This window comes from Streptomyces sp. SID13726, from assembly GCF_010548375.1.
Taxonomy (GTDB): domain Bacteria; phylum Actinomycetota; class Actinomycetes; order Streptomycetales; family Streptomycetaceae; genus Streptomyces.
In genome coordinates this window covers 25,455-40,328 of record NZ_JAAGLY010000009.1, presented here as the reverse complement: position 1 = coordinate 40,328, position 14,874 = coordinate 25,455, and the positions used below count along the sequence as shown (strand labels likewise).

General features: G+C 71.3%; 18 protein-coding genes. 4 read left to right on the top strand and 14 right to left on the bottom strand.

Annotated features, from left to right (window positions below; genetic code table 11):
• Positions 1–56: 56 nt before the first annotated feature.
• Entirely contained in the window at positions 57–380 is a 324-nt protein-coding gene (locus G3I78_RS24140; RefSeq protein WP_343243835.1) for a hypothetical protein, read from the top strand.
• Positions 381–434: 54 nt separating this feature from the next.
• Here G3I78_RS24140 and der read toward each other — a convergent pair whose 3' ends face one another.
• The 6 genes from der to G3I78_RS24110 form a co-directional block, all read right to left on the bottom strand.
• Complete coding sequence (gene der, locus G3I78_RS24135; RefSeq protein ID WP_164428002.1) at positions 435–1,916, bottom strand: ribosome biogenesis GTPase Der; 1,482 nt, start codon at positions 1,914–1,916, stop codon at positions 435–437.
• Between the two features lie 79 nt (positions 1,917–1,995).
• Positions 1,996–2,643 carry a lysophospholipid acyltransferase family protein gene (locus tag G3I78_RS24130; RefSeq protein WP_164428000.1) on the bottom strand — a complete coding sequence of 216 codons (648 nt, stop codon included), beginning with the start codon at positions 2,641–2,643 and terminating at the stop codon, positions 1,996–1,998.
• On the bottom strand, positions 2,640–3,326 hold the full coding sequence (cmk, locus tag G3I78_RS24125) for a (d)CMP kinase (RefSeq protein WP_164427998.1): 687 nt from the start codon (positions 3,324–3,326) through the stop codon (positions 2,640–2,642). The genes G3I78_RS24130 and cmk overlap by 4 nt, the downstream gene beginning before the upstream one ends.
• A gap of 121 nt (positions 3,327–3,447) precedes the next feature.
• Positions 3,448–4,533, bottom strand: a complete 1,086-nt coding sequence (locus G3I78_RS24120; RefSeq protein WP_164427996.1) for a prephenate dehydrogenase — start codon at positions 4,531–4,533, stop codon at positions 3,448–3,450.
• The gene (gene aroH, locus G3I78_RS24115; RefSeq protein WP_164427994.1) at positions 4,530–4,892 is read right to left on the bottom strand and encodes a chorismate mutase; all 363 of its coding nucleotides are present in this window, start codon (positions 4,890–4,892) and stop codon (positions 4,530–4,532) included. The genes G3I78_RS24120 and aroH overlap by 4 nt, the downstream gene beginning before the upstream one ends.
• A gap of 143 nt (positions 4,893–5,035) precedes the next feature.
• Positions 5,036–5,461, bottom strand: a complete 426-nt coding sequence (locus tag G3I78_RS24110; protein ID WP_164427992.1) for a YidB family protein — start codon at positions 5,459–5,461, stop codon at positions 5,036–5,038.
• 150 nt (positions 5,462–5,611) lie between these two features.
• Between G3I78_RS24110 and G3I78_RS24105 the strand changes: the two genes are divergently transcribed.
• From G3I78_RS24105 to G3I78_RS24095, 3 genes are read left to right on the top strand one after another with little or no spacing between them, the layout of a single operon-like run.
• On the top strand, positions 5,612–6,286 hold the full coding sequence (locus tag G3I78_RS24105) for a hypothetical protein (protein ID WP_164427990.1): 675 nt from the start codon (positions 5,612–5,614) through the stop codon (positions 6,284–6,286).
• Between the two features lie 22 nt (positions 6,287–6,308).
• A complete protein-coding gene (locus G3I78_RS24100) occupies positions 6,309–6,890 on the top strand; it encodes a DUF6529 family protein (RefSeq protein ID WP_164427988.1) in 582 nt (193 codons plus the stop codon).
• Entirely contained in the window at positions 6,887–7,300 is a 414-nt protein-coding gene (locus G3I78_RS24095) for a Rieske (2Fe-2S) protein (RefSeq protein WP_164427986.1), read from the top strand. Before G3I78_RS24100 ends, G3I78_RS24095 begins: the two co-directional genes overlap by 4 nt.
• A gap of 17 nt (positions 7,301–7,317) precedes the next feature.
• Here the strand turns inward: G3I78_RS24095 and G3I78_RS24090 are convergent, their stop codons facing one another.
• The 8 genes from G3I78_RS24090 to G3I78_RS24055 form a co-directional block, all read right to left on the bottom strand.
• Complete coding sequence (locus tag G3I78_RS24090; protein ID WP_164427984.1) at positions 7,318–8,334, bottom strand: ADP-ribosylglycohydrolase family protein; 1,017 nt, start codon at positions 8,332–8,334, stop codon at positions 7,318–7,320.
• Positions 8,331–9,047, bottom strand: a complete 717-nt coding sequence (locus G3I78_RS24085) for an NUDIX hydrolase (protein ID WP_164427982.1) — start codon at positions 9,045–9,047, stop codon at positions 8,331–8,333. The genes G3I78_RS24090 and G3I78_RS24085 overlap by 4 nt, the downstream gene beginning before the upstream one ends.
• A gap of 100 nt (positions 9,048–9,147) precedes the next feature.
• On the bottom strand, positions 9,148–9,681 hold the full coding sequence (locus G3I78_RS24080; RefSeq protein WP_164427980.1) for a TIGR03086 family metal-binding protein: 534 nt from the start codon (positions 9,679–9,681) through the stop codon (positions 9,148–9,150).
• A 277-nt stretch (positions 9,682–9,958) separates the two neighbouring features.
• Positions 9,959–11,101 carry a pseudouridine synthase gene (locus G3I78_RS24075; protein WP_164427978.1) on the bottom strand — a complete coding sequence of 381 codons (1,143 nt, stop codon included), beginning with the start codon at positions 11,099–11,101 and terminating at the stop codon, positions 9,959–9,961.
• Positions 11,102–11,112: 11 nt separating this feature from the next.
• Positions 11,113–11,757 carry an SMC-Scp complex subunit ScpB gene (gene scpB / locus G3I78_RS24070; RefSeq protein WP_164427976.1) on the bottom strand — a complete coding sequence of 215 codons (645 nt, stop codon included), beginning with the start codon at positions 11,755–11,757 and terminating at the stop codon, positions 11,113–11,115.
• Entirely contained in the window at positions 11,754–12,755 is a 1,002-nt protein-coding gene (locus G3I78_RS24065; protein ID WP_164427974.1) for a segregation/condensation protein A, read from the bottom strand. Before G3I78_RS24065 ends, scpB begins: the two co-directional genes overlap by 4 nt.
• 19 nt (positions 12,756–12,774) lie before the next feature.
• Positions 12,775–13,350: a hypothetical protein gene (locus tag G3I78_RS24060; RefSeq protein ID WP_164427972.1), complete on the bottom strand. Its 576-nt coding sequence runs from the start codon at positions 13,348–13,350 to the stop codon at positions 12,775–12,777.
• Positions 13,335–14,465 (bottom strand): ParA family protein, encoded by a 1,131-nt coding sequence (locus G3I78_RS24055; RefSeq protein ID WP_123988243.1) that lies wholly within the window; start codon positions 14,463–14,465, stop codon positions 13,335–13,337. Before G3I78_RS24055 ends, G3I78_RS24060 begins: the two co-directional genes overlap by 16 nt.
• Positions 14,466–14,874: the final 409 nt, after the last annotated feature.

Genomic DNA, 14,874 nt, shown 5'->3' with positions numbered 1-14,874 from the left:
GGGTGCCCCGGAGACCGCACCCGCATCCCCGAAGTCCCGCCGTCGTTTGGACATACGTGCACCCATACGACGCTCCGCGCCGGTTTTCCGGCGCATCATCGGCCACGCCGATCTACGACGCGCTCTACTCCGAGTACGTCAAGACCTTCCGTTCGCTGCCGGGTGACCGCAGCGGCGAGGAGGAGCTGGGCTTCACCGCGTTCGGGAACATCCCGCACGCCTCGGGCTCGTTCAGCAGCTCGTACAGCGCCTACAGCGCGGGGGCGTTCAGCGCCCGCCAGCAGTCGCAGTGGCAGCGGGTGGGTCACATCGGGCAGCAGCACACCGGGATGCACCACGTCCCGGCGGCGCTGCCGCCCGGGCCCCGCAGAGGGATCTGAGACATGAGTGAGGGGGCGGTCCCGGCCGGGACCGCCCCCTCACTCATGCGTGCGTCACTTCTTCTTCGCGCCGCGCTTCTCGCGCACCCGCACCGAGATGTGGATCGGGGTGCCCTCGAAGCCGAACTCCTCGCGCAGCCGGCGCTCGATGAAGCGCCGGTAGCCCGCCTCGATGAAGCCGGAGGCGAAGAGCACGAACCGCGGCGGCTTGGTGCCGGCCTGGGTGCCGAAGAGGATGCGCGGCTGCTTGCCGCCCCGGATCGGGTGCGGGTGGGCGGCGACCAGCTCACCGAGGAAGGCGTTCAGACGGCCGGTGGGGACACGCGTCTCCCAGCCCGCCAGCGCCGTCTCGATCGCCGGGACGAGCTTCTCCATGTGCCGTCCGGTCTTCGCCGAGACGTTCACGCGCGGCGCCCAGGCGACCTGGCCGAGCTCGGTCTCGATCTCCCGCTCCAGGTAGTAGCGGCGCTCCTCGTCGAGGGTGTCCCACTTGTTGTAGGCGACGACGATCGCACGGCCGGCGTCGACGGCCATGGTGACGATCCGCTGGTCCTGCACCGAGATGGACTCGGAGCCGTCGATCAGGATGACCGCGACCTCGGCCTTCTCGACGGCGGCGGCGGTGCGCAGCGAGGCGTAGTAGTCGGCGCCCTGCTGGAGGTGGACCCGCTTGCGGATACCCGCGGTGTCGACGAACTTCCAGGTGACACCGCCGAGTTCGATCAGCTCGTCGACCGGGTCACGGGTGGTGCCCGCCATCTCGTTGACGACGACCCGCTCCTCGCCGGCCACCTTGTTCAGCAGCGAGGACTTGCCGACGTTCGGGCGGCCGATCAGCGCGATCCGGCGCGGACCGCCGATCCCGGCCCCGCCGAAGGTCTGCTCGGGCGCCTCCGGCAGCGCCTCCAGGACGGCGTCCAGCATGTCGCCGGTGCCCCGGCCGTGCAGCGCGGAGACCGGGTGCGGCTCCCCCAGGCCCAGAGACCACAGGTACGCCGCGTCGGACTCGCCGCTCAGGCCGTCCACCTTGTTGGCGGCCAGCACCACGGGCTTGCCGGCCTTGCGCAGCAGTCGTACGACCGCCTCGTCGGTGTCGGTGGCGCCGACCTTGGCGTCGACGACGAACACCACGGCGTCGGAGGCCTCGATCGCGTACTCGGCCTGCGCGGCCACGGAGGCGTCGATGCCGAGGACGTCCTGCTCCCAGCCGCCGGTGTCGACGACCTTGAAGCGGCGCCCCGACCACTCGGCCTCATAGGTGACGCGGTCGCGGGTGACCCCGGGCTTGTCCTCCACGACGGCCTCGCGGCGCCCGATGATGCGGTTCACCAGGGTCGACTTGCCGACGTTCGGGCGCCCGACGACGGCCAGCACCGGCAGCGGACCGTGCCCGGCCGCCTCGATGGCCCCCTCGACGTCCTCGACGTCGAAGCCCTCTTCCGCGGCGAGCTCCATGAACTCCGCGTACTCGGCATCGCCAAGCGCCCCGTGGTCGTGCTCCTCGCCCGAGCCCTCGGAGTGGATGTGGTCGTTCATGAAGTCCGTACCTCGTTCATCGTGGTGATCGGTGGACCCCCCGGCCCTTTCGCCGGATTGATCCACTACTCAGTGTCGCCTAGCGCCCGGTGAGGCGCCTGGCGTTTTCCAGGTGACTGCTCAGCTGCTTCTGGATGCGCTCGGTCGCCTCGTCGAGCGCCTTGCGGGTGCGCCGGCCGCTGCCGTCGCCCGCCTCGAAGGGGTCTCCGAAGACGACGTCGACGCGGCTGCGCAGCGGGGGCAGCGCCTTTATCAACCGTCCGGGCCTGTCGGAGCTTCCCAGCACGGCGACCGGGACGATCGGGGCGTTGCCGCGGACCGCGAAGTAGGCGAGCCCCGCGCGCAGCGAGGCGAAGTCGCCCTCACCGCGGGTGCCCTCGGGGAAGATCCCGAGGACGCCGCCGGCGGAGAGGGTGTCGAGCGCCCGGGTGATCGCCCCGCGGTCGGCCACCGAGCGGTCGACCTTGACCTGTCCGATGGCCGTCAGGAACGGGTCCAGCGGCCCGACGAACGCCTCCTTCTTGATCAGGAAGTGCGCCGGCCGGGGCGCCACGCCCATGACCATGGGGCCGTCGACGATGTGGCTGTGGTTGACCGCGAGGATCACCGGCCCGGTCGCCGGGACCTTCCAGGACCCCAGCACCCGCGGCTTCCACAGGCCGTACATCAGGCCGACGCCGATGCGCCGCCCGACCTCGGCACCCCGCGCCGAAGGCAGCTCGCTCACTTCCCGGCCCGCTTCTCCTCGACGAGGGTGACGACGCACTCGATGACCTGCGTGAGGGTCAGCTCGGTGGTGTCCACCTCGACCGCGTCGTCCGCCTTGGCGAGCGGCGAGGTCTTGCGGCTGGAGTCGGCCGCGTCCCGCTTGATCAGGGCCTCGCGGGTGGCCTGCACGTCGGCGCCCTTGAGCTCACCGCTGCGCCGGGCGGCGCGGGCCTCCGGCGAGGCGGTGAGGAAGACCTTGAGGTCGGCGTCGGGCAGCACGGTCGTACCGATGTCCCGTCCCTCGACCACGATGCCGTGCTCCGCGGAGGCCGCCAGCGAGCGCTGCAACTCGGTGATCCGGGCCCGCACCTCGGGCACCGCGCTCACGGCGCTGACCTTGGAGGTGACCTCCTGGGTCCGGATCGGTCCGGCCACATCCGTGCCGTCGACCGTGATCGTCGGGTTCTCCGGGTCGGTGCCGGAGACGATCTCCGCCTTCCCGGCCACCGCGGCGATCGCGGTCGGGTCCTCGATGTCGATCCCGTTGGTCACCATCCACCAGGTGATCGCCCGGTACTGGGCGCCGGTGTCCAGGTAGCTCAGACCCAGCTGTGCGGCGACAGCCTTGGAGGTGCTCGACTTGCCCGTGCCGGAGGGGCCGTCAATGGCGACAATCACGGGCTGGGCGACGCCGTTTTCCACGGGGGGACACCTTTCGGGTGCGGTCTGGCGAGTGGTGTGGGGGCGCGACCGCGCCCCGCACAAGGTTACTGGGTGCACATCACTCGTCCGGACGCCCGCTTCCCGGCCCGGCCGACGGCCCCTACTGGCGGATGTCCCAGCCCCGCTCCCGCAGCGCGGCCGACAGCACCGGCGCGGCCTGCGGCTCGACCATCAGCTGCATGAGACCCGCCTGCTGCCCGGTCGCGTGCTCGATGCGTACGTCCTCGATGTTGACGCCCGCCTGCCCGGCGTCCGCGAAGATGCGGGCGAGCTGGCCCGGCTGGTCGTTGATGAGCACCACGACGCTCTCGTACGCCCGCGGGGCCGCCCCGTGCTTGCCCGGGACCCGGACCTGCCCGGCATTGCCGCGCCGCAGCACGTCCTCGACCCCGGCGACGCCCTCCCGGCGCTTCTCCTCGTCGGAGGACTGCAGCGAGCGCAGCGCGCGGACCGTCTCGTCGAGGTCGGCGGAGACGTCCGCGAGCAGGTCGGCGACCGGCCCGGGGTTCGCGGAGAGGATGTCGATCCACATCCGGGGATCGGAGGCGGCGATCCGGGTCACGTCCCGGATGCCCTGCCCGCACAGCCGTACGGCGGCCTCCTCGGCGTTCTCCAGCCGCGCGGCGACCATGCTGGACACCAGGTGGGGCATGTGCGAGACGAGCGCCACGGCCCGGTCGTGGGCGTCGGCGTCCATGACCACCGGCACCGCGCGGCAGTGCGAGACCAGTTCGAGCGCGAGGTTCAGCACCTCGGTGTCGGTGTCCCGGGTGGGCGTCAGCACCCAGGGCCGGCCCTCGAAGAGATCCGCGGTACCGGCCAGCGGCCCGGACTTCTCGCGCCCGGACATGGGATGCGTGCCGATGTAGGAGGACAGGTCGAGCCCGAGCTCCTCCAGCTCCCGGCGCGGCCCGCCCTTCACGCTGGCCACGTCGATGTACCCGCGGGCCAGCCCGCGCCGCATGGCGTCGGCGAGCACCGCGGCCACAAGGGCGGGCGGCGCGGCGACGATCGCCAGGTCGACGGGGCCGCCGGGCTCCTCGTCCGTGCCGGCGCCGAGCGCGGCGGCCGTACGGGCCTGCTCGGGGTCGTGGTCGGCGAGGTGCACGGTGACACCCCGCTGGGACAGGGCGAGCGCGGCGGAGGTGCCGATGAGCCCGGTGCCGATGACGAGCGCGGTCCTCACTGGGCGATGTCCTTGCGCAGGGCGGCGGCGGCACCGAGGTAGACGTGCGCGATGTCGGCGCGGGGCCGGTCGGACTCTATGTGCGCGAGCACCCGGACCACACGGGGCATGGCGCCCGCGATGTCGAGTTCCTGGGCGCAGATCAGCGGTACGTCGACGATGCCGAGCTTTCGGGCGGCGGCCGCCGGGAAGTCGCTGTGCAGATCGGGCGTGGCCGTGAACCAGATGCTGATCAGGTCGTCGGCGGTCAGTTCGTTCCGCTCCATGATGGCGGTGAGCAGCGCCCCGACCTGCTCGTCCATGTGGCCGGCCTCGTCCTGTTCGAGTTGGACGGCGCCCCGGACCGCTCGTACCGCCACGGCTTCGCTCCTCGCTGATGTACAACCCGGCTCTGTGCACGACCAGCCTAGTCAGCCGGTACGGAGAGGGACCGCGCCGCCCGCCCCGTGAGACGCCCGCCCGGCCACGGGGCCGCAGGCCGGCCACGGGGAGGGCCGCCCGGCTACAGGGACTGCTGCCGGGCCAGTTCCTCCAGGGACGCGGGCACCTGGCCGCCGGGGGTCAGCTTGTCGACGGCACCCGGCAGCACCTGGGCCAGCTCGGAGGCGGCCTCGTCCGGCGAGACGCCGGTCCGCTCGGCGACCTGCTGGAGGGTGTCGTCGGGCAGCGCCTGCTGGATCTGCGCGCCGGTCACGGACCGGTTGGCGCCGGTGCCGACCCAGGAGTCCTTCTGCTCGGCGAGACCGGACTTGGCGAGCAGGTCGAGCAGCCCGCCCAGCGAGTCACCGCCACCACTGCCCCGGGCCCCGCCGAGGGCGCCGAGCAGCGCGCCCAGGATGTTGCCGGAGCCGGAGCCGGACCCCGAGCCACCGGAGCCACCGCCCCCGAGAAGCCCCCCGAGCAGAGTGCCGAGATCGTTGCCCGCCATGGTTCCGCCTTTCCGAAGTCGGACCATGCCAATGTCACCCGAATGTCCCAGTTCCGCTACTTGGGGTGAAAACACACCCGTGCGCCTCTGGACTCGGAGCCACGGGTCCGCTCTCATGGCAGGAAACTCGCCTCGGGGGAGGCCCCTTTCATGAAGCGTTCCGGACCCTTGCTCACGCTGCTCGCGGGACTGTTGGTCGGCTTGTTCATGCTCTCGCTGAACGCCACGACGGGTGAGAAGCCCACGTCGGCGTCGGTGAGCCCGTCGCCGAGCACCAAGTCCTCACCGAGCGCCGCGCCGACACCGACGTCCGCGCCGCCGAGCCCGACCCCGTCCACGTCCCCGTCCCGCACCGCGGTGCCCGAGGGCGTCTACACGGGCCGTACCGACGACGACTCCTCCGCGGTGGCGATCACCGTCCGCGACGACAAGGCGATCGCGTACGTCTGCGACGGCCACAACATCGAGTCGTGGCTGAAGGGCGACGTGAAGGACGACGGCAGCATGCGGCTGACCGGCAAGGGCGGCGCGAGCCTCGACGCCATCGTCAAGGACACCCGCCGGATCAGCGGCAAGGCCAATGTCGGCAGCGGGAGCTACGCCTTCACCATCGACAAGGCCAAGAAGCCGTCCGGCCTGTACCGGGCGAACAGCCAGGTGGCCGGCGCGAAGATCGAGGGCGGCTGGATCGTCCTGCCGGACGGCCTCCAGGTCGGCATCCTCCGCCGCGACGGCAAGCCCTCCTCGGCACCCGAGATCGACCCGGCGACCGGTGCGGTGACGGTCGACGGACAGCAGCTCACGGCCCGCCCGGTAACCCCCTGACCTCCGCCCGAGGGAGCCGATCATGACCGTCGACCCGAACGCCGCCACCCAGAGCTGGCCCTCCCCCGAACCCGAGCGCCGCCCGAGCCCGGCCCGCTATCTGATCCCCGCCCTGGTCGCCGCCGCCCTGGCGGTCGCCCTGGGCGCCTACGGCAAGGTCCACGACCCGACGGGCACGGCCTTCAACCTGGCCGGCTTCAGCAGCACGGGCGCGGTGAAGTCCTGGCTGGCCACGGTCGCGTTCTTCTTCGCGCTGGTGCAGCTCGTCTCGGCCCTGATGGTCTACGGCAAGCTGCCGGGCCCCAGCTGGTCGGCCACCCTGCACCGCTGGTCCGGCCGCATCGCGTTCCTCGTCGCGGTGCCGGTCGCGGTGCACTGTCTGTATGCGCTGGGCTTCCAGTCGTACGAATCACGCGTTCTGTGGCACTCGCTCTTCGGTTGCTTCTTCTTCGGTGTCTTCAGTGCCAAGATGCTGCTGCTCCGCTCGGAGCGACTTCCCGGCTGGCTGCTGCCGATCGTCGGCGGGCTCGTCTTCACGGCGCTCACCGTCCTCTGGCTGACCTCGGCCCTCTGGTTCTTCCGCACCTTCGGAGTGACGACATGACGCAAAGCCCGACGCGGCGCACGGTACTTCTCGCGACGGGCGCGGCCACGCTGACCGTCGGCTGCGGCGAGTACGGCAACGAGAACAGCGACTCCGGGTCCGACTCGGTGGAGGCGTCGGCCGGCACCGAGCTGGCGAAGACGAGCGAGATCCCGGTCGGCGGCGGAAAGATCTTCAAGGACGAGAAGGTCGTCGTCACCCAGCCGAAGGAGGGCGAGTTCAAGGCCTTCTCGGACATCTGCACCCACCAGGGCTGTCAGGTGACCAGCGTGTCCGGCGGCACCATCAACTGCCCCTGCCACGGCAGCAAGTTCAACATCACGGACGGCTCGGTGGCCAACCCACCGGCCGCCAAGCCGCTCACCGAGAAGCAGATCACCGTCAGCGGGGGCTCGATCCAGCTCGCCTAGGGCATATCAGGCAGGCCCTAGGCATCCCAGAGCGCCCCGAGCGTCACCAGCTCGCTGCCGTACTCGATCCGGTCGGCCCACTCCACCGGCCAGGCGTCCGCACCCAGCCGGGCGCCCGCGAAGGCTCCCGTCAGACAGGCGATCGAGTCGGAGTCACCGGAGCTGCAGGCGGCCCGCCTGAGGGCCGTCAGCGGCTCGTCCGGGAACTGGAGGAAGCACAACAGCCCGGTCGCCAGGGCCTCTTCGGCGATCCAGCCGGCACCGGTGGCCAGACACGGGTCCTCTTCCGGCGAGGCGGTGCGCACGGCCGCGTCGAGCCGGTCGAGGACCGCGATGCACTCGTCCCAGCCGCGCGCGATGAACTGCCCGGCCGTCGGGTCCTGGCTGCGGGTCCACAGGTCGCCGAGCCAACGCTCGTGGTACTGGCCCCGGTTCACCACGGCGTACGACCGCAGCAGCCCGACCAGTTCCCCCGGCTCGGCCCCCTGCGCGAGCAGCCGCACGGCACGCGCGGTGAGGTCGGACGCGGCCAGCGCGGTCGGGTGCCCGTGGGTGAGCGCGGACTGCAACTGCGCGGCGCCCGCCCGCTGTTCGTCACTCAGCCCGGGGACGAGACCGACGGGCGCGACCCGCATGTTGGCGCCGCAGCCCTTGGAGCCGATCTGGCTGGCGTCCTGCCAGGGCAGTTCCTCCCGCTCCAGGAGATCGCACGCCGTGAGGCAGGTGTTGCCGGGGGCGCGGTTGTTCTCCGGGGAACGGTTCCACGCGATGAACTCCCGGCGCACCGGCTCCGCCATCTCGGGCCCGAGCACTCCCCGGTCCATCGCCGTCCGCAGCCCTCTCCCCACCGCCAGCGTCATCTGCGTGTCGTCGCTGACGACGGCCGGTGTGCGCAGCTCCATCTCCCGCCAGGGCCCGCACTTGGCGAGGATCGACGGCACGTCGTCGAACTCGGTCGGGAAGCCGAGCGCGTCCCCGAGGGCGAGGCCGACGAGCGCTCCGGTGGCGGCGCGCTTGGTGAGGATCGTGGTCATGCGGGGCGTCCTTCCGGGGACGGTCGAAGGAGAGGGGGGTGCAGTGCGGTGGCCGGTCCCGCGCGGTACAGCGCGGCCGGTTTGCCGCGTCCGCCGGTCAGGCGCGCGGCGCCGGGGACGGCTTCGACGAAGCCGGGCGTGGCGAGCACCTTGCGGCGGAAGTTGGGCCGGTCGAGGGCGGTGCCCCACACGGTCTCGTACACCTGCTGGAGCTCGCCGAGGGTGAACTCGGGCGGGCAGAAGGCGGTCGCGAGGCAGGTGTACTCGAACTTGGCACCGACGCGTTCATGGGCGTCGGCCAGGATCCGGTCGTGGTCGAAGGCGAGCGGTCCGGTCCTGTCGTACGGAATCCAGCGGGCCTCGGCCGCGTCTCCCCCGCCGTGCGGCTCGGGCGGGTCGGGCAGCAGGGCGGCGAAGGCGACGGAGACGACCCGCATCCGGGGGTCGCGGCCGGGCTCGCTGTAGGTCCGCAGCTGTTCGAGATGGAGCCCGGAGACGTCCGACAGCCCGGTCTCCTCGGCGAGTTCGCGCCGGGCCGCGGTCTCCGCCGACTCGTCCGGGTGCACGAACCCGCCGGGCAGCGCGCGGTGTCCGGCGTACGGCTCCTGCCCCCGCTCTATGAGCAGCACGTGCAGGGCGCCCTCGGCGAGGGTGAGGACGGCGAGGTCGACGGTGACCGCGAAGGGTTCGTGGGCGTACTTGTCGTAGTCCACCCGCGCCCGCCCCCTTTATGGTCGACATGACCAATAGTCACTACGACTATAAAAGGGGTGGTGATGTTAGACAAGCCCTCTTCAGACTTCGACCGGCCCCCTACGGACAGCGCCCCAGGAAACCCAGCAACCGCACCTCGGGCCGCGCGCGGGACGGCACCTCGACCGGGTCGGCGAACCGCACGCCCCGGTCCTCGTCCCCCACCACGCACCGGGCCACGGAGAGCAGTTCGGCCGCGAGTCCCTCCGGGATGGGCCGTCGCCGCCCGCAGGCCCGGGCCACGTCCCATCCGTGCACGGTGATCTCGACGGCACCGACGGCGGCCATCACCCGCGCGTCCAGCGGCCGTTGGCCCACCAGCACGTCCTCGGGGGGCCCGGCGGCCCAGGCGCCGAGCACGGCACACGCGCGCGTACGGAAGCCGCAGACCCGGTCGGCGTGCGGGAACAGCCCGATCCGCCCGCCGGTGAGTCCCTCGTACAGTGCGTCCAGGGAGTCGTCGAGATGCCCGAGCAGTTCCCCCAGGTCCCACGCGGCACACGGCGTGCCCCGTTGGAGACTGACGGCCTCCGCACCCGCCACGCTGCCCAGCGCGTAGGCGAGCGAGCGCTCCAGCAGCTCCCCGGAGCTCATGCCGCCACCCCCGACGCTCCCGCCGCCGCAGCAGCCCCAGCGCCCCTGAGCGCCTCCTCGGCGGCCTCCGGCGCTCCTCCCGACGCTCCCGGCGCCGGAGGCTCCCCGGGCCGCACACGGCCCTCGCAGCCGCCGTGCCGCCCGCGCTCCGCACGTCCTGCCGTCGTCACGGTCATCCCCGCTCTCCTTCCGTCACGTGTACAGACCGGCGAGCGGGCGAAAACGCATCGGCCGGCCCCGGAGATGTCCGGAACCGGCCGCACGCGTGCGTGGAGGACTACAGATCGACTTCCTTCATCAGCATGCCGACCTCGGTGTTCGACAGCCGGCGCAGCCAGCCCGACTTCTGGTCGCCCAGGGTGATGGGGCCGAAGGCGACCCGCACCAGCTTGTCGACCGGGAACCCGGCCTCGGCGAGCATGCGGCGGACGATGTGCTTGCGGCCCTCGTGGAGGGTCACCTCGACCAGGTAGTTCTTGCCGGTCTGCTCGACGACCCGGAAGTGGTCCGCGCGCGCGTACCCGTCCTCCAGCTGGATGCCGTCCTTGAGCTGCTTGCCCAGGTCGCGCGGGATCGGGCCCACGATGTGCGCGAGGTAGACCTTCTTCACGCCGTACTTGGGGTGCGTCAGCCGGTGCGCCAGCTCACCATGATTGGTGAGCAGGATGACGCCCTCGGTCTCGGTGTCGAGCCGACCGACGTGGAAGAGCCGCGTCTCCCGGTTGGTGACGTAGTCGCCGAGGCACTGCCGGCCCTCGTTGTCCTCCATGGTGGAGACGACACCGGCGGGCTTGTTCAGCGAGAAGAACTGGTACGACTGTGTCGCCACCGTCAGGCCGTCGACCTTGACCTCGTCGTGTTCGGGGTCGACGCGCTTGCCCTGCTCCAGGACGATCTCGCCGTTGACCTCGACCCGCGCCTGCTCGATGAGCTCCTCGCAGGCCCGCCGCGAGCCGTAGCCCGCGCGCGCGAGGATCTTCTGGAGCCGCTCGCCCTCCTGCTCGGCGCCCGGGAAGGTCTTCGGGATCTTCACGTCCTTCTTGCCGGCGTACCGCTCCCGGTTGCGCTCCTCGGCCCGGGCGTCGTACTCACGGGAGGTCGCGGGCGCCCAACGGCCCCGCCCGGTGCCCGGGGACTGCTTCGGGCCGCCCTTGGCTCCCCCGCGCGCCGAGGCGCCGCGCCCTGACTTGGGGCCCTCCGGGGAGGCGCCGGGGCCCACGTCGTAGCGGCGCTCCTCGGGGCGGGGCTTCTTCGGCCGGCCGCCCTGCTTGTCGTCGCGGTCGTTGCCGGCGCCGCGGAAGTTCCCGCGTCCTCCGGTGCTCCCGCCGCGACCACCGCTGTTCCCACCGCGGCCGCCGCTGTTGCCACCACGGCTCCCGCCGTTGTTTCCGCTGCTGTTCCTGCCGCTGCTGCTTCGCATCACATTTCCGTCTAGTCGTCGTCTGGTTCCTCGGAATCCGGAGCGTCCGGATCGAACGACGGTACGGCTTCCTGAGTCTCGGCCTCGATCGCCTCCGCCTCCGGGAGGAAGGGCGCCAGCTCCGGGAGCTCGTCCAGACCGCGCAGGCCCATCCGCTCCAGGAAGTAGTTCGTCGTCACGTACAGGATCGCACCTGTTTCGGGTTCCGTGCCCGCCTCCGCCACCAGGCCCCGCTGGAGCAGGGTGCGCATCACACCGTCGCAGTTCACTCCGCGCACCGCGGAGACCCGGCTGCGGCTGACCGGCTGGCGGTAGGCGACCACGGCCAGCGTCTCCAGCGCGGCCTGGGTGAGCCGGGCCTGCTGCCCGTCCAGGACGAACCGCTCCACGGCCGGTGCGTACGCGGCCCGGCTGTAGAACCGCCACCCGTTCGCGACGTGCCTCAGCTCGAAACCGCGCCCCTGCGCCGCGTACTCGCCGGCCAGCTCCCTGAGCGCCTTGGTGATCTGCCGCTTGGGCCGCTCCAGGATCTTCGACAGGTGCTCCTCGGTCGCGGGTTCGTCCACGACCATGAGCACGGCCTCCAGGGCCGGCTTCAGGTCGAGGTCGGCGACGCCGAGCAGCCCCACCGGGGCCTCGTCGGTCTCCTCACTCACGCCTTCTCCTCCTTGGGCGGCTCGGGCGGCCGGTCGAACTCGTCGGTCACCACCGGCTCGGTCTCCCCCTCGCCGCCGGTCCACCGCACGATCAGCTCCCCGAGGGCGGTCTCCTGGTCCAGCGCGACGGCCTTCTCCCGGTACAGCTCCAGCAGCGCGAGAAACCTGGCTACGACGGTCAGGGTGCCGTCGGCGTCCGCCACCAGCAGCTGGAAGCTGGCCTCACCGAGTTCCCTGAGCCGCGCGACCACGATCCCGGCCTGCTCCTGGACACTCACCAGCGGCGCGTGGATGTGGTCGACGTACACCTGCGGCTTGGGCCTCGGCTGCATCGCCTTCACGGCGAGCTTCGCGAACCCCTCGGCCCCGATGCTGATGACCACCTCGGGCAGCAGCTCGGCGTGATGCGGCTCCAGGCCGACGGTACGGGGATAGCGCCGGGCCTCCTCGTCGAGGCGCCGGTTGAAGATGTCGGCGATCTGCTTGTACGCGCGGTACTGGAGGAGCCGCGCGAAGAGCAGGTCCCGCGCTTCGAGGAGAGCCAGATCGGCCTCGTCCTCGACCTCGGCGGCGGGCAGCAGCCGGGCGGCCTTGAGATCGAGCAGCGTGGCGGCGACGACGAGGAACTCGGTCGTCTCGTCCAGGTCCCAGTCCGGTCCCATGGCCCGGATGTACGCCATGAACTCGTCGGTGACCTTGGAGAGCGCGACCTCGGTGACGTCCAGCTTGTGCTTGGAGATCAGCTGGAGCAGCAGGTCGAAGGGGCCCTCGAAGTTGGCGAGCCGCACCTTGAAGACACCGTCGGAGGCCTCTTCCCGGGGTTCGACGACCGAGGGCTCTTTGTCGACCTCGCCGCCGTCGCGCCCACCGGCCTCAGGCCCGGCCTCGGCCTCGGCCTCGGGCTCGGCCTCCGCGACCGGCACAGCTCCCGGCCCCCGCCCCAGCGCACGTCGCCGCCCGCCGGAACCGGCACCGGAAGAAACGTCGTTCGAGGTCATAACCCCCGCAGGCTACCGCTTACCGCCCACGCAACCGGCGTACGAGAATGCTCGCGTCCCCGCGGGACTCCAGATCCGCCAGCACCACGGCGACCGCCTCGCGGACGATCCGCCCCCGGTCCACCGCGAGCCCGTGCTCACCCCGGAGCACGAGACGCGCGTGCTCCAGATCCATCAGTTCCTCGGCGGACACGTAGACGGTGATCTTCTCGTCGTGTCGCTCCCGGCCGCTGGGCCGCCGCGAGGGCGACCGCCCCCGCTTGCCGCGCGGCTGCGCGCCGGCGGCCTGGGCAGAACCTTCCTGCGCCTCCTGACGTGGCCCGGAGCGCTCCGCCGCGGCGGCCCGGCTGCGGGACTCGCCCTCCTCGGAGCCGTCGGCGTCGGCCGCCACGTGCTCGGCACCGTCGCCGTCCCCGCCCTGCGCGGGCACGGAGTGCGGCGCGTCCTCGGCCGCGGCCCCGTCGGACTCCCCCGCGGGAGCCGGTACCCGGGCCTCGCCGTTGGCCCCCCGCCGGGGAGTGGACGCCTGGAGCGCCATCCCCCCTGTCGTACGGAACAGTTCGTCGGCCCCCGGCAGACTCACTCGGCGTGACACCGGGCGAGCACCTCCCTGGCGAGCTGGCGATAGGCGGCGGCACCGACGGAGTTGGAGGCGTACGTGGTGATCGGCTCACCGGCGACCGTGGTCTCCGGGAAGCGGACCGTGCGTCCGATGACCGTGTGGTAGACGTGGTCGTCGAACGCCTCGACCACACGGGCCAGCACCTCGCGGCTGTGGACCGTGCGCGAGTCGTACATCGTGGCCAGGATCCCGTCGAGCTCCAGCTCCGGGTTGAGCCTCTCCTGGACCTTCTCGATGGTCTCCGTCAGCAGGGCGACACCACGCAGGGCGAAGAACTCGCACTCCAGAGGCACTATCACCTTGTGCGCGGCCGTCAGAGCGTTGACCGTGAGCAGGCCGAGCGAGGGCTGACAGTCGATCACGATGTAGTCGTAGTCGGCCATGAGCGGCTTCAGAGCCCGCTGCAATGTCGACTCACGGGCGACCTCGGAGACCAGCTGGACCTCCGCCGCCGACAAGTCGATATTGCTCGGCAGCAGGTCCATGTTGGGGACCGCGGTCTTCAGCAGGACCTCGTCGGCCGCCATGCCCCGCTCCATGAGCAGGTTGTAGACCGTGAGGTCGAGCTCCATCGGGTTGACACCGAGTCCCACCGACAGCGCGCCCTGCGGGTCGAAGTCCACGAGCAGCACGCGCCGGCCGTACTCCGCGAGCGCGGCACCCAGGTTGATGGTCGACGTGGTCTTGCCCACGCCGCCCTTCTGGTTGCACATCGCGATGATCTTCGCGGGGCCGTGGTCGGTCAGCGGGCCCGGGATCGGGAAGTACGGCAGCGGGCGTCCGGTCGGGCCCACGCGCTCACGGCGCTGGCGGGCCGCGTCGGGCGCGAGCGTGGCCGCGTACTCCGGATCCGGCTCGTACTCGGCGTCGGGGTCGTAGAAGTGCCCCTCGGGCAGTTCGTCGTAGTCGGCGAAGTGGTTGTGGGGCGCGCCACTTCCGTCGCCGGCCATGGCGTTCACGTGATGGCCATCCATGCTCTGGTGTGCTGTCCGCAGGGTCTGCGGACGACTCTGGTGGGCTGCGAAGGTGCGCACCGCGACGGAGCCGACAGCCTCGAACCCCGCGTGGCCCTGGGCCTCGGCAGGCATTCCTGGTTGACCACCCCCGGGAGAAAATGTCGACTCATTCACAAGTCGTCTTACCTCCTTGGTGACCAGGAAACTTCTAGACAAGGTCAGCGTGGCACCATGCCGACGGTTGGCGACTCTATGGCGTGTCGGGTGTTCACAGCAACACAATCCGCCGGACCCGGCAGGATGTGTCGGCAATGAAACATCCCGCTGTCAAGGGCGTACGGCAGTCGCACGGCAGGTTTCGCCGGTGTACGAATCGGTTCAAGGGTTACGTTCGACGTGAGTTGACCGAGAGTCGCAAAGTGACCATACACACATCCGGCCGGACCTTGTGGGGCAAGGTCCGGCCGCATGTGCGTCGTTGACGCGCCTTGTTGACGTATCGCCTTTACGAAAAGGTGACTTAGCAGTTCGGCGAGGTCAG